Raw genomic sequence first — 16,964 nt, forward strand, 5'->3', positions numbered from 1 at the left:
TGCCGTGGGCACTGCCAAGCCCCAGGCGTACTCCGATGGCGGCACGGCCGCCACGCTCGATGGCGACGTGACACGTGCCGGGGCCATCACGGTCGAGGCGACAGGCAGCAACACCGCCACCAGCAACTCCGCGCTCAAGGCCTTCGGCCTGGGCGCCGGTGCCGACGCCACGCCCGAGGCCACGGTCAGCCTGCTTGCCACCACCCAGGCCGGCATCGGCGCCGATGCCGACATCGCCACGCCGAACGCGGTGGTCACCGTGCGCGCCACGGGCAGCTCCAAGGCTCTCTCCTATGCCGAGGCCGTGGCCGGCGGCCTGGTGGCCGTGGGCCTCAGCAACCCGACCGCCACGACCAACGCGGTCACCCAGGCCTGGCTGAACGGCGACGTGCAGACCGGTTCTGGCGCCAGCGCCACGGCAGGCGCGCAGAGCGTCAACGTCGTCGCCCAGGGGTCGGACGCGTCGGTGGCGCAGATCCGCTCCATCACCGGCGGCGGCATCTCGGTCGGCAGCGCCAATTCGGATGCCAACACCGGCTCCAGCGTGTCGGCCACCATCGGCCGCAGTGGCGGTGTGGTCATCGCCGCCAGCCAGCTGGTGAGCGGCCTGCCCGTGGGCGGCAACATCACCGTGCGGGCGCTGGGCAGCTCGGATGCCGACTCGTCCACGCGCAGCACCACGGCGGGCGGCGTTGCGATCTCCAACTACCAGGCCGACACCTTGGCCAACCCGTCGGTCGCGACCACGGTCGCGGGCGACGCGACGCTGCAGGCCGACCAAAAGATCACCATCCAGGCGGCCCACAACCAGCCGCTGGCGGCGCAGACGGACGGCAGCTTCAACGCCGGCAGCGACGTGAACGGCGGCGCCAACACGATCACCTTCACGCTGCCGCACGGCCTGGTCACCGGCAACTCGGTGACCTACAACGCCAACGGCCTGACCCCTGTCGGCGGCCTTACCGATGGCGAGACCTACGGGGTCATCGTGCCCGGCCCCAACAGCATCCAGCTGGGCGCAGCCTTCCTGTCGTCGGTGGAATCCATCGACCTGCTGAACGACACCATCCGTTTCGACGGGCTGCACCGCCTGCACGACGGCGACCAGGTCTTCTATGCCACGGTGGCCGGTGGCAGCACGGTGGGCGGGCTGACGCAGAACAAGCTCTACACGGTCAAGGTCATCGACGACGCGACCATCAAGCTGCAGGACCCGCTGGTCACGCTGAAGACGGCCACGGCCACCAGCGTCAACAACGCGACCCACACCGTCAACGCCGCCAACACCTTCACGGGCGGCGAGGCGGTGACCTATGTGAACAACGCGCCGCTCTACACCTTCACCTCGACCCTGGTGGACGTGACGGTGGCCACCTCGGGCGACGGCCGGGGCCTGCCCACGGTGGACGGCAGCGGCAATGTCGTGCACACCGACAACCAGAAGATCTACGTCGGCCAGCACACCATGGCCGTAGGCGACCGCGTCGTCTACAACGTGTCCACGCAGGCCGAGCGCGTGGTCGGCTCGATGACCATCACGCAGGGTTCGGCGGTCGCGCCCACCAGCAACGACACCATCACCCGCAACGACGGCGGCAACTGGGTGGTCGACGGCTACGCGGGCGGCATGCAGATCACCATCGACGGCGTGCAGCGCACCATCGCGTCCACCAGCGCGCTGTCGCTGACGCTCACCACACGCGGCGGCCTGACCTACAACACCGCCTCGCACACGGTCGAGCAGGTGCCCACCGGCGCCATCACCGGGCTGCAGGACGGCGCGACCTACCGCGTGTCGGCGGTCGGCGATCCGCTGGACGGCTCCAACACCACGGTGGTGCTCAAGCGCAACGACACGTTGTTCAACATCCCGGTGGCCTTCCACAAGGTCGGCACGGCGTTCTCCATCGTGCGGGCCTCGGGCACCTGGGCCGAAGCAGGCTTCGGCCAGAGCGCCGGCGAGACGCTGACCATCAGCGCCAACGACTCCAGCACCAACGGCAACTACCGCATCGCCTCGGTCAGCGGCGCCACGATGTTCCTGACGACCGGCGACGACAACCCGGCCGACATCCGCGCCACCAGCGTCACGGTGGGCATGAACATCGTGCAGGGCAGTGCCGCCGTGGCCGGCCCGCCGGCCGTGGCGGAGACCTTCGACACCATCACGCGCAGCGATGGCCGCAACTGGGACGTCGACGAGTTCAGCAACAACGGCACGATCTTCGTGGACGGCATCCAGCGCACGATTGGCAGCGGCGTCGGCAGCACCACCATCACGCTGACCACGCGCGGCGGCCTGAGCTACACCAATGCCACGCACACCGTCTCGCGCGCCAACGAGACGGCGACCTTCGACGAGCCCAACCTCGTCATCGACGGTGCCGACACCGGCGCGCTGACGGAGATCGTGCACTCGCTGCAGAAGGTGCAGGACCAGGACCTGGGTGGCCTGGTGGTCGGCCGCACCTATTTCGTCTCGGGCCAGAACGCGAACGCGTTCCAGCTGCGCGACCAGAACGGCAACCTGGTCACCGGCATCAACCCGGCCGGGCTCGTCGGCGGCACGCACGTGTTCGAGATGCAGGGCGTCAACCTGTCGGGCATCGGGTCGGGCCAGCAGCTGCTGGTGCTGGACATCGCACCCGGCGCCGGCACGCAGACGATGGAGCTGGGCGGTACGGCCAACTTTGTCGGCGCGCCCTCGGGCGACGGCACGGTCACCTCGTCGGCCGTGGGCGGCGGCGGCGGCTTCATCAACGTGCAGAGCGCCGACGCCTCCTCGTTGTACACGCCGAGCGTGACGCTGACCGTCGGCACCGACGCGGCGATCTCGGGCAAGGATGTGGAGATCCTCACCAACGGCATCGGCCGGGTGTCGGCCCTGTCGACCAACGACGGCGGCGGCTTCATCTCCATCGGCGATTCCAGCGCCGACTCGACGATCACGGTGCGCAGCAGCATCGACGTGCAGGGCGGCTCGGTCATCACCGCCAGCCGCAACCTCACGGTCGATGGCCGTGCCGAAGCCAACGGCGGGGCCGTCGCCAAGACCGATGCCGGCGGCCTGGGCGCCGGTGTGGATTCCTACGCCACCACTACCATCAACTACAGCTCGACGACGACCATCCAGGGCCAGCTGGAGGCCGGCAATGCCCTGGTGGTGGGCGCGCGCTCCGACCTGGACGGCAACGTCTATGCCGGTGCCGATTCGCGCGGCTTCGGCTCGCGTGCTGAGGCCAACAACGGCGGCGCCAGCCAGGGCGTGCACATCGGCGAGACACTGGGTACCACGCGCGTGGACATCGGCAACCAGGCGCAGCTAGTGGGCAACACGGTGCAGATCGCCGCGCGCATCGACGACCTGGACGCCACCGCCTACGCCAAGACGGAAGCCGGCGGCCTGGGCGTGGGCACACGCGCCCAGGGCTACATCGGCGTGGACGGCATGACCGAGGCGCGCTTGCAGACCGGCGCGCAGATCACCGGCAACAGCTCCGTGCTGATCCAGGCCAACGCGCAGAACCTGAACCTGTTCGCGCGCTCCAACGCGCGCAGCTATGCGCTGGGCTCGGACACCGACTCCATCGCCAGCATCTACTACGAGGGCGAGAGCCAGGTCACCGGGCGTGACGACGCCGTGATCCGCACGGCTCGGCTGGACGTGGATGCCATCCAGAGCGTGGTGCGTTACGACCGCGTGGTCGATTCCAAGCGCGCCATCTTCGACAGCGGCACGCGCGAGGCACGGGGCACGGCCAATTTCGGCCGCGACATTTTCTGGGAATCCACGGCGATCCTGCTGGGCGAGCCCAACCCCGAGCTGGAGATCGACGCCAACGGCATCATCGTCAAGAAGACCAATGTCGAGCTGCAGGGCGGCCACCAGATCGGCTACCAGTACGGCGCCAACGAAGACATCGTGGTGCTGGACATCGACTACAACCAGGGCGCGGTGGCGGAGTTCTTCGCCAACCGCTTCGGCGGTGGCCTGGACGGCGTGGCCACGCCGCAGGGCCAGATCTGGGGCAACGAAGCCTTCTTCCAGATTCAGCACACCTGGGACGACGTGACGCTGACGAACCATTCTGACCGGAACATGGTCGTCAACATGGTCAACGTCTACGACCGGGGCAACTCGACCATCGACATCGATGTCGAGGTGGTGCATGAGGCGCCTGCCAGCTACGCGAACAACCAGACGCAATCCGAGGCTTCGCCGCCGCTGGTCAACCCGACCTTCGAATTCGATGTCGACAACGTCTACCCCGAGACGCAGATCCTGATCCAGAACCTGTACCCGGCCAACCAGTCGGTGGTCGGCAGCGGGCCGGACATCACGCTGAATGGCAACATCGACAACCCGATCGGCCGGGTCTATGTCAAGAACACCTCGGGCGACATCCTGGCGGGCGCGGACGCCGCCATCGAGGTGATCCGCGCGAACCGGCTGGAGCTCGACGCCGACGTCGGCCACATCGGCGCGCAGGGCACCTTGGCGGACCGCAGCGACCGCCAGGCGATCTGGGCCGAGATGGTGGGCTACACCAACAAGGCCGGAACGCTGCGCACGCTGAACGTGCAGGCCGAGGCCGGCAAAGACTTGGTGCTGGACCTGACGGCCAACCGGCGTTCGTCGGCCACGCTGGGTGCGCCGCTTGCCGTGACCATCCAGACCCTGCGCGCGGGCGACGACGTGGACGTGGTCGTGAACGACAGCAAGGAAGGCAACGACGAGGACACGGTCGGCGCCATCCGCGTGCGCGACCTGGGCACCTCGCTGGCCACCGACTACCCGCAGACCCACTACCGCCCCGATGGGGTGGACGCCGGCATGGTCAACATCCTGCGCGCCTTCGGCACGGTGACGCAGGAGCTGGACTCGGCCTATGTCTTCAGCGAAGTGTGGGCTGGCGACGACATCGCCATTGGCCACGTCACCACCACCAGCGCCTTCGGTGAGCTGCAGGTCAGCAACACCGCATCGCTGACGGGTACCACCTCGGCCACCTACGGCACGCTGGCCGGGCCGCCCGACACGGTGGTCGTGTTCACGGTGTTCGCAGACGCTGGTGCGGCGCTGGTCGACCTGGACACCGGCCTGGCCGTCGCGGCGCCGCCGGACGACACGCCGCAGATCGACCTGGCGACCAACGGCGCCATCGCCGTCACCGAGACCGTGGGGGACCTGCTGGCCGGCCACATCCACTCCACGGGTGGCGACGTCACGCTGTTCTCGCCCCGCCGCATCCTGGACGCGGACGGGCTGGCCACGATCGACGTCACCGGCGCCCACATCACCATGACCGCCGGCACGGACGACGTGCAGGGCGGCATCGGCCTGGCGGGCGACTTCCTGGAGATCAACGTGGCGCGCGACGGCGCCGACGGCGTGCTCAACGCCGACGACACCCAGGCAGCCGCCACCGATGGCATCTACCTGGACGAGCTGCTGGGCGACATGCATCTGGACACCGTCCACACCACGGCCGATGTGTCGCTGCGCACGGTGCAGGGCTCGGTCATCGACGGGCGCACGGGCGCGAGCGACAGCGGCGCCGCCAACGTGCTGGGCCAGGCCATCGACATCGATGCCCACGCTGGCATCGGCGGTACGGTCGCGCTGAAGATCGATTCCCTGCGTGGTTCTGCCGCGCCGGTGCTGACCGCAGGCGGCGACGATGTGGCGCTGGAGGCCGGCAACGGCATCCACCTGATCGAGACCGACGGCAGCCTGCGCCTGGTGCTGGCCCACGCCACCGCAGGCAACATCGTGCTGGGGGTTCGCGAATCTCTGGACACGGACGAGAACTTCCTGCTCGTGCACAGCGGCGAGGCGCGCTTCGCCGAGAGCAACCTGCGCCTGCCGGGCCTGGATGTGGATGCGCCGCGCGTCATCGCCCACGGCCAGGTGTTTGCCGAGGCCGGGTCGGTGACCATCCGTGCCGGGGACGACATCGCCCTGAGCGCCAACAGCGAAATCGTCGCGGCCCAGGGCATCGACCTGTACGGCGACGACGGCAGCCTGGAGACCGGCGACGGCAGCACGATCACGCTGCGCGGGCGCCTGGTGGCCGGGGCCGTGGTCACGGGCGGCGACCCGGTGGGCAGCTACCTGCCGGGCACGGCTGCACCGGTCTTCAAGACCAACATCTGGGGCAACGAAGACGCCGACTTCATCGACTTCGGCGATGCCAGCGGCAGCGCTGGCGGTGTGGACTGGGGCGATGCGGGCTACATCTTCATCGGCTCGCAGACCCGCGTGCACGGCAGCTTTGATGCCGAATCGCTGGAGGCCGACGGCGAAGACCGCATCCGCGTCTACTACCTGCAGGACGCGAACGTCACCACCGGGCCGGCCACGGCCGTGCTGGCCAGCGGCAACTACGTGCCGCGCGCCGCCCAGCACTCGCTGATGATCGACGGCCAGGCCGGCACCGATGCGGTCGAGGTCTACACCCTGGGCAGCCGTGGCAACGAGCGCAACTACCTGATCAACGTGCTGGACACCGGCGCCAAGAGCGACGGCGCCGACACGCTGTCCATCTTCGGGCGCGACAGCACGCTGAATGCCGAGGGCGACCCCTCGGACGACCTGTTCCTGCTGCGGGGCATGCGCGACATCGTGGGCGAGGCCGACGAGTCGCCCGGCTTCGTCGCGCTGCTGCACGGCAGCGTGGACCAGGCGCGGATGGCGGCCGGTGATGCGGGCTACAACCGCTCGGCCGAGGTGCAGCGCATCAACTACGACATCCACCTGAACGGCCGCGTCAGCGTCTTCGGGCAGGGCGGCAACGACCACTTCGCGGTGGACGACAACGCGGCCATCACCACGCTGGATGGGGGCAAGGGCAACGACAGCTTCCAGATCGGCCAGCTCTTCGGCGAGCAGCGCAACGAGACGCTGGGGCGCCTGGTGCAGGGCGACGAGTTCGACACCATCGGCACCACGCGCGGCTACCTCAGCCGTGGCGCGAGCATGCCGCTGGTGGCCACGGGCGGCGAGGGCAACGACCAGTTCAACGTCTATTCCAACCAGGCCGAGCTGCGGTTGGAGGGCGACGCCGGCAACGATGAATTCGTGGTGCGCGCGTTTGCGCGGGCCGTCACGGTCGACGGTGTGATCCAGCGCGACGCAGCCGGCGTGGCCGTGCCGCTGCTGGGTGGCGGCTACTCCACCGACGTCACGACCAACATCCGTCCGGGCGAGGGCGACGACCAGGTGCAGTACAACGTCAACGCGCCGGTCTCCATCGACGGTGGCGCGGGCTTCGACAAGGTCGTGGTGCTGGGGACCGAGTTCGGCGACAACATCGTCATCACCAAGGACGGCATCTTCGGCGCCGGCCTGACGGTGCGCTTTGCCAACGTTGAGGTGGTCGAGGTGGACGGCCTGGAGGGCGACGACGACTTCTTCGTGCTCAGCACCCCCTTCGGCGTGGCCACGCGGCTCGTCGGCGGCCTGGGCAGCGACCACTTCAGCGTGGGCGGCGACGTCACCGAGACCATCACCAGCCGCGAGCTGGAAGGGCGCGGCGGGGTCATCAACCATCTGGTGTCTTCCGCCACGGACGCGGGCTACGACAACCTGCTCGCGTCCGGCATCGCGGTCAAGGTCGCGACCGCGCAGCGCGGCGTGGTGATCATCGAAGAGACCAACGGCACGACCGTGCGTGAAGGCAATGCCATCGACAACACCGACAGCTACGGCGTGAAGCTGGCCGTGCGGCCGGCGGACGGCGTGGTGGTTTATGTGACCGTCTCGGGCGCGCGCTCGACCAGGAACGAGGAAGACCTGGGCGGCGAGTCGGTGCTGATTTCCAAGGGCAACGGCGCCCCCGATCTGCTGCGCGACGTGGACGCGAGCCTGCCCGGCGGCGACGCCACGCCCGACGGCTACTACCGCTCGGTGGCCGTCGACGGCAGCGTCACCTATGTCAAGAACCGCAGCGTGGTGCTGGCCTTCGATTCGACCAACTGGAACCTCGCGCAGACCGTGTGGGTGCGCGCCGGCGAAGACAGCTTTGCCGAGGGCAACCGCGTGGTGGCGGTGAACCATTCCGTCGATGCGGCCATCGTGGCGGCCGGCGACGCCGTGGCCCAGGCCGTATCGCTGCAGAAGTTCGACCGCGCTGCGGTGCGCAATGTCGAGGTGACCGTGGTGGATGCGGATGCGGCCGGCCTGGTCGTCACGCAGACCGACGGACTGACCCGCGTGCTCGAAGGCGCTGCGCCCTACGGCATCACGGACATCTACACACTGTCGCTGGCCAAGGTGCCGACAGGCGGCACCGTCACCGTGACGCTGGGCTTCGATGCGGCCCAGCTCGTGGTGAGCAGTGCGGACACGCGGCTGGTGGGCAACACCGTGACCTTCGGACCGGGCAACTACGGCCCGATCACGATCAACCTGGCGGCCCGGAACGAGCCTGCAGGCACCGACATCGAATTGCGCCGCGAAGACCCGCTGGTCAGCGCGATCACGCACACCGTCACGGCCGCCAGTTCCGATGCCGCCTACCAGGTGCCAGGGCTCACCCAGCGCCTGGCGGTGGAGGTGCTCGACGACGATGTGCCGGGCGTGATCGTGCGCGAGAGCAACGGCGCCACGCAGGTCAGCGAGGACGGCGTGACACTCACGGACAGCTACTTCGTGCGCCTGGCCTCGGCCCCCACGGGCAGTGTGACCATCAGCATCGACACCGATGGCCAGACCAGCACCGCGCCCACCGCGCTGACTTTCAACGCCGGCAACTGGTGGGTGGAGCAGCAGGTGGCCGTCACGGGCGTGCCGCTGGCGCCCGGTGCCGAGCCGCCGACCGACGTCAAGGTGTTCCCGTCGCAGCCGCACCTGCTGTCTGCGCTGCAGGGGCCGCTGGCCATCGAGGGCGGCGTGTCCGGTGTGGACCGCAGCCTCGTCAAGGCCTTCCTGCTGCCCGGCGAAGCCAATGCGCCGCTGATCGCCATCGGCGTGCAGCCGCCCGAGATCGACCAGATCGACGTGCTCAACGTCTATGACGATTCGAGCCAGATGAACAAGGTGGGCACGCTCACGTCCACCGGCCTCGCCGGCTTCCTGATGGCGCCTGCGTTGAGCTTCGGCCAGACCGACCACGGCGAGCCGGCGTTCTTCCCCGGCGGCATCAGCTTCGGCCGCATCGCCTACGACACCGTGGGCGGCTATTCGACCGACGGCGTGGTCAGCACCATCGAGGTGTTCAACCTGATGATGGGCAGCGGCAACGACCGCCTGACCATCGACGGCACATTGCGCGCGGCCACCGAACCGGCCACGGCCACCACAGCGGCCGGCCCGGCGCGTCATGGCACGCTGACGCTCATCCAGGGCGGCGGCAACCTGGCCAAGGCCGACGGCAGCATCGGCGGCGACACCATCACGGTGCGCGGCGGCGGCGGGGCCGGCTCGCCGCTGGTCGTCTACGGCGACACCTCGCAGGACGGCCTGTGGTATGCGGGCGACCCGGCCCGCACCGGCCGCACGCTCGACCAGAACTGGGCCGACGTGGCCGTGTTCGGGCCGAAGTTCAGCGACCCGGTGGGCACGGCCGACGACGCCTTCCGCTTCGGCCTGGCCAACCCCTTCGACCACGCCGGCAACGATGTCATCGACGCCAGCGCGCTCGATCCGGCCGACGTGATCGGCGCGACCAGCATCGGCCTCACCATCTATGGCGGTGCCGGCAACGACACCATCCGCGGCAGCCAGCTGGCCGACCACATCGCGGGCGGCAGCGGCAACGACACGATTGCAGGTGAACAAGGCAACGACCACATCTACGGCGACTCCGGTTTCAACGTCGACCCGATCACGCGCACGCTGATGGTCGTGACGGCCGACCTGGGGCCGTTCGTGGTGCCGGCGCCGGTGCGCGACACGCTGGTGGCCGGGCGCGACACGCTGCGCGGCAACGATGGCGACGACATCCTCTTCGGTGACCACGGCGTCATCGACCAGGACCTGCAGGTGCTGGCGACCAGCCTGAACGCGCAGCCGCGCATCGGTGGCGGCGGCTCGGTCATCGGCGTGGACATCGGCCGCATCCAGCAAGCAGCTGGCGCGTTCGTCAGTCTGGCCGTGGCGCCGGCCAGCCTCAAGCTGCTGAGCACCACGCAGGTGTTCGACGTGCGCACGGTCGAGGCGGCCAACGGCGACAACGACGTCATCGAAGGCAACGCCGGGCGCGACCGCGTGTTCGGCGGCCAGGGCACGGACACGCTCAGTGGTGGCGCGGATTCCGACGTCATCTTCGGCGACCACGGACACATGGGCTACCGCTCGCCGGATTACTTCGGCACCTCGGACACCGACCTCACCACGCTGGACGTGGTGGAGAGCATCGATACCGCCGCAGCGTTGGGCATGGCCGACACCATCATCGACGACGGGTCCGACGACATCCTGATCGGCGGCCAGGGCGGCGACAGCATCGACGCCGGCGCCGGCCAGAACATCGTGTTCGGCGACCACGGCCGCATCCTCGGGGTCGACAGCGTGGTGGCCACGCTGGCCAACCGCCCGATCGGCGATCCGAACGCGGCCAAGACCGACGACGACTACCAGGTCAAGGTGCTGGGCCTGGTGACCTCCATCGACGCCGGCACCGTCAACGGCACGGGCAACGCGTTCGGCAACGGCAACGACACCATCACCACCGGCATCGGGCGCGACATGGTCTTCGGCGGCGGCGGCGACGACGTGATCAACAGCTTCGCCAGCAGCAGCGGCACGGTGGCGCTGGACGGCAACAACATCGTCTTCGGCGACCACGGCCTGGTGGACTACCTGGCCGAGGAGATCGCCCAGGGGGGCGTGGCCAGCAACCCGCTGCGCACGCAGGACATCGACCGCGTCTGGTCTGTGTTCACCGACATGGGCGGGGCCGACACCATCACCACCGGCAACCGGCACGACATCGTGTTCGGCGGCGTGGCGGGCGATGTGATCAACGCCGGGCATGGCAAGAACATCGTCTTCGGCGATGCCGGCCAGGTGACGGCGGCCACGCAGGACGACCCGCTGGTGCAGATCTCGGTCCACGAATTCACCGTGGGCGAGGTGGTCAGCATCGCGTTCGCCGATGGCGGGGCGGACCAGATCCGCAGCGGCGACCACGACGACATCCTGCTGGGCGGGCGCGGCAACGACCTGGTGGACACCGGCAAGGGCGACAACATCGCCTTCGGTGACCAGGGCCAGGTGTTGATGCTGACCAACCACACGGTGGGCGGCGCACGGGACTACAACCGCGTGATCGGCCTGCCGGACCGGCCGGCCGCCGACCACCCGCTGACCTACGCGCTGATCACTGCGCTGGTGGACACCGCAAGCGGTGACGGCAACGACACGCTGACCGGCGGCATCGGGCGCGACATCCTGATCGGCGGCGATGGCGCCGACACCATCCAGACCTTCGCCAGCGCCAGCCTCTCCACGACGGCGGGCACGGCGGCGGCCGACGGCAACAACATCGTCTTCGGCGACCATGGCCTGGTGGACTACCTGTCGGTAGAGCTGGCGCAAGGAACGGCTCCGTCGGTCACGCTGCTGGACTTTGTGCGCAGCGCCAACCCCGACGCACTGGCGCAGGGCGCCGCAGTCAACCGCATCCGTGCGGCCGACATCGACCGCATCGGGTCGCTGCAGGGCACGGTCACGGTCGGTGGCGTGCAGCGGCAGATCACCTCGCTCGGTGGTGCCGACACCATCACCGCAGGTGACCGCAACGACATCATCGTCGGCGGCACCGGCGCGGACGTGATCTTCGGCGGCTTCGGCAACGTGGTGACGCAGGAGGGGGCGGACATCCTGATCGGCGACAGCGCAGTGCTGACGGCGGCTCTCTTCGACGACCCGACGACGCCTTTCGCCGTGCATGAATTCGCGATCTGTGAGATCACCACCGTGGGCTTTGCCGACGAGGACGGCGGCAACGACGTGATCTTCGGGGGCGACCTGAACGACGTGCTGTTCGGCGGTGCCGGCGACGACGAAATCTATGCCGGCGGCGGCCACGACCTGGTCTTCGGCGACCACGGCAGCATCCATTGCGAAGGCGGCATCCTGATCCCCAAGATCAGCCTGCCCGCGATCTGCGTGGACTTTCTGGACGACTACCCCGGCCTGCGCACGGTGCATTTCGAGGCCATCAACACCGGCAGCAACACGGGCAGTGGCAACGACCTGATCTTCGGCCAGGACGGCATGGACATCATCCTGGGCCAGCAGGGCAACGACGTGCTGTACGGCGGCAACGATGACGACATCCTGATCGGCGGCAGCAACGTGGCCGGCGCGCTGGACGGCGATGACCGCATCGACGGCGGCCTGGGCCACGACGCCATCGCCGGCGACAACGCCGACATCTGCTACCGGCCCGACAACCTGGACCCGCGCATGCGCGCGCTGATGGGCTCGCTCATCTACGGAACGACCACGGGCCTGGCCGGCAACGACGGGCAGGCGCTGGTGGTGGCGCTGGAGCTGGAGCTGGAGCACAGCCACGACCACGGTAGTGGGGCCACCAACGTGGGCAGCGACGTGCATGCGGCGATCCCACTGTTCGTCGACCCGCGTGGCGCGCTGCCGGGCAACAGCTACGGCCTGCCGGTGCACCGCCAGTACCACATCGAGCTGCTGGACCACGACCACGCCATCGAGCAGCAGGCCGATGTGCCGTCGATCCGCCTCTGGGGCGAGGATTACATCGCTGGCGGTGGTGGCGAGGACGAGATCTTCGGCCAGCTGGGCGCCGACCTGATCCAGGGCGACGGGGCCATCGGCATGGACCCGCGCGCCGATCTGGACAAGCTGCGCTTCACCGGCGACCGCTTCCAGCAGAGCGCCACCCCCACGGCCTTCGGCGCCGGCCGCACGGCCACGACGGGCCTGGAGGGCGTGGGCGATCTGTGGGTCAACGCCTCGTTCGAATCGGCCAGCGATGGCGACGACTACATCGAAGGCAACGGCGGCAACGACGTGATCTTCGGCAACCTCGGGCAGGACGACATCGTTGGCGGCAGCTCGGACCTGTTCGGCCTGTCGGACGTCGCGGGGCCGCAGGGCAGCGTGAACTTCCTGCGGCCGGATGGCAGCGACCTGATCTTCGGCGGCGCGGGCACCAACATTGCGCGCAACGACATCGGCGATGCGACCACGGCGCGCTCGGCCGGCATGCCGGCCAACAACGCGGCCAACCAGTACCCGAACGACCTGATCGTGAACCAGGCCGCTGGCCACGCGCTGGATGCCGACACCATCGTCGGCGACAACGGCCGCATCCTGCGACTGGTGGGCATCAACGGCGTGCAGCGCTCGGTGGGCACCGATGCCTTCAACACTGCGCTGGGCGGCAAGGCCGTGGTGGCCTACAACCCGGCGCTGAACAACGTCTACGCCACGGGCGTGCGCAGCACGGGCGGCTTTCTGAACTTCAACTACGACTATGAGGGCCCGGACGCGGAGGGATACGCCAGCGACGGCAACAGCGCCACCTACGACTACATCGTGGTGCGCGCGGTGCAGCACCTGGACTACCACGAAGGCGGCTTCGATGTGGTTGGCGTGGCCACCGCGCAGACCGACCGGGGTGGCGCCGACGAGATCCACGGCGAGGCTGGCGACGACACCATCTACGCGCAGAAGGGCGACGACATCATCTTCGGCGAAGGCCAGGACGACGAGATCGTGGGCGGCTACGGCAACGACTGGATCAGCGGCGGCACCGGGCAGGACGCGGTGATCGGCGACGACGGCCGGTTCATCGCCAGCCGCAACGCCACCACCTACGGCGAGGCGTTGTACGGCGTGGTGGCGCTGCTGCCCGACAACGGGGACACCAAGACCTTCGACGGCACGCGCATGGACGAGTTCATCGCCACGCCGGGCAACATCCAGCAGGCGGTCTCCAACCCGGGCGGGCAGCTGAAGAAGGCCGTCAACCTCACGCCGTTCAGCTACGACACGACCTTCAACGGCCAGTGGGACGAGTTCACCACCGTGACCAAGAAGACAGTCACCGACGGCGATCTCGCGGGCCTGAACCACAACGCCGACGACATCATCTTCGGCGGCCTGGGCGACGACTGGCTGCACGGCGGGTCGGGCGACGACGCCATCCTGGGCGGCGAGGCGCTGGGCTTTGCCAAGCACGGCGGCGCCTACGTGCAGATCTACGCCGACCAGCCGCTGGCCAGCGGGGCGCTGCCACTGCTGGGCGTGGCGCGCAGCGACTACGACCGGCCCTACAACCCCACGGATGCGCTGCGCTACAACCCGATCGATGTCGAGGCCTGGCACGTCGACCGCACGCGCCGCGCCGGTGAGTTCGCGCTGTACGACGAATACGACCCGCGGCGCAAGATCGAGCTGGTGGTCAGCTCGACCAACGCGGCCTACCAGTCGGGCATGGCGGTGAAGGACGACCGCAGCAACATCACCATCGGCCAGTGGTTCCTGAATTTCGACAAGAGCGAGGGCACCTACGTGCCGGGCGGCGTCAATCCGAAGCCGGTCGGCCAGCAGGCCGAAAGTTACGCCGAAGCCCGCAACGACGGCAACGACCGCATGTTCGGCGACACCGGTAACGACTGGCTGGTCGGTGGCACGGGCCGCGACAACCTGTACGGCGGCTTCGGCAACGACCTGCTGAATGCCGACGACAACCACGAGACCGAAAGCGACGAGCGCCGCCCGAGCAGCAAGGACACGGTCGATTCCAGGTACGACAACGAGGCGCCCGACACGCAACCCAGCTACGAGGACCGGGCCTTCGGCGGGGCCGGCCGCGACGTGCTGATTGGCAACACCGGTGGCGACCGGCTGATCGACTGGGTGGGCGAGTTCAACAGCTACCTGGTGCCCTTCGCACCGTTCGGCATGGCCACCGTGAGCCGCACGCTGCAGCCGCAGCTGGCCGAGTTCCTCTACACCCTGGGCGCCAGCGACGGCGCCGACCCGACGCGCCATGCCGACACGCGCGGCAGCGACCCGGCACTGGCCTACCGCCGTGGCGAGCCCGAGGGCGAACTGGGCGTGGTGCGGCAGAAGGACAACGCCTGGCAGACGCAGACCGGTGCACCGGCCGACCCGCAGGCGGGCAACATCCCCGGCGGCTTTCGCGACGTGCTGCGCACGGCCAATTTCAACGATGGCGCGATGCAGGCGCTGGCGGCGGACAGCGGCACCTGGGAGGTCAGCGGCAGCACCTTGCAGGTGGCGTCGACGTCGAACAAGAGCGACGCGGTGGCCGTCTACCAGGTGGGCGATGCGCTGCCCACGTATTTCGAGGTGGTTGCCTCGATGAAGATCATCAAGCCGACCAGCGGCTGGAACGCCAACAGCTACATCATCTTCGACTACCAGAGCCCGACCAGCTTCAAGTTCGCCGGCCTGAACAACTCGACCAACAAGCTGGAGATGGGCCAACGCACGGCCAGCGGCTGGCAGGTGCTCAAGCAGGCCAGCGTGCCGGGCGGCGTGAAGAACGACACCTGGTACAACGTCATGCTGTCGGTCAACGGCCTGACGGCCACCCTGGTCGTCAACAACACGACCTACTTCAGCCATGTCTACAGCGCCACCGTGGTCGATGGCTGGAGCTACGGGCTGAACTGGGGCCTGGTGGGCATGGGCTCGAACAAGTCGCGTGGCGCGCTGGACAACATCTCGGTGCAGGTGCTGCCGGCGACCGCGACCGTGACGCGCACCGACGACTTCACGGGCGGGGCGGGGGCCATGGTCACCGCTGTGCCAGGCTCTGCCACCGGCACGTGGACGGCCAGTGCCGGCCGCGTGGCGTCCACGGCGGCGGCCGGTGCCACGTCGATCCAGCTGCTCAACCTCTCGGGCGTCGCGCAGATGTCGGCGACGGCGCTGCTGGAGGTGGCCTCGACTTTCAACAGCACGGGCCTGTCCGGCCTGGTGTTCGACCGCTACAGCGACACGGACTTCAAGTACGTGGCGATCGACGTGGTGGGCAAGCAGGTCGTTATCGGCCACCGCACGGCGGGCGGCTGGACGGTCGATGCGTCGGTGGTCAACACCGGCCTGGCGGCGGGTGTGGATGCGCGGCTGGGGGTCACCATCAAGGGCTCGACCGTGAGCGTGACGCTGAACAACCAGGCGGCCGTCGCGTATGTGTTCAACGCGGTCGGCTCCGATGGCCGCTTCGGCCTGTTCACGACCAAGGCCGCGAGCTTCGACACGGTGACGGTCAAGACCAACGACGCCACGGTGTCGGCGCTGGGCCAGGCGCTGCTGGCCACCGAGGCCGGCCCGGCCGACGCGACGGCGGCCATGGTCAGCACCTCACAGGTGCAGGCGATGCTCGGCGCGGCGCTGTTGCGGCTGACACCGCAGGAGCAGGAACAGCTGGCGGCCGACGCTCTGCAGGTGCGCGTTGCCGACCTGCCGGGGCTGGAGCTCGGCAGCTACCACGACGGCGTGTTGCTGATCGATGTCGATGCGGCAGGCCACGGCTGGTTCGTGGACACCACGCCCGGTGACGACCGCGAATACGTGGACGTGGCCGGCGAGTGGATCGCGCGCAGCAGCCTGGCCGCCGGCCGCATGGACCTGCTGAGCGTGCTGGTGCACGAGCTGGGGCACGCGGCAGGGCAGGACCACGAGGCCACCGGCGTGATGGCCGAGCAGCTGGCGGCAGGGGTGCGCACCGTGGCGCCCGCAGCCGCCCCGGCGGTGCCGGTCTGGATCGACTGGGCCACGCCGCCACAGCGCAGCGCGCACGCGCCAGCGCCCATCAGCACCGCGCCCGACTGGGTGGGCGATTTCGTCAACCACCTTGCCAGGAGCGATGCGCAACGCAACCCCAATGCAGCGCTGAAGCTGCAGATCGACCCGCAGGCGCGGGTCTCCTCCGGCCTCAGTGCCTTGACGCGGCACTGAGGGATTTTTTCAACCCGTGTTCCGTTCCCCCACCACTCCC

At 68.9% G+C, this 16,964-nt stretch carries 1 protein-coding gene (running past one end of the window); it reads left to right on the forward strand.

Annotated features, from left to right (window positions below; genetic code table 11):
* Positions 1-16,924, forward strand: partial view of a hypothetical protein gene (locus AC099J_RS16250; RefSeq protein ID WP_479616315.1) — the final stretch only. It extends 24,170 nt beyond the left edge of the window; the window shows 16,924 of its 41,094 coding nt (coding positions 24,171-41,094); its start codon lies off the left edge, out of view; the stop codon is at positions 16,922-16,924.
* Positions 16,925-16,964 lie beyond the last annotated feature (40 nt).

The organism is Rhodoferax sp. RT4P68, assembly GCF_056521305.1.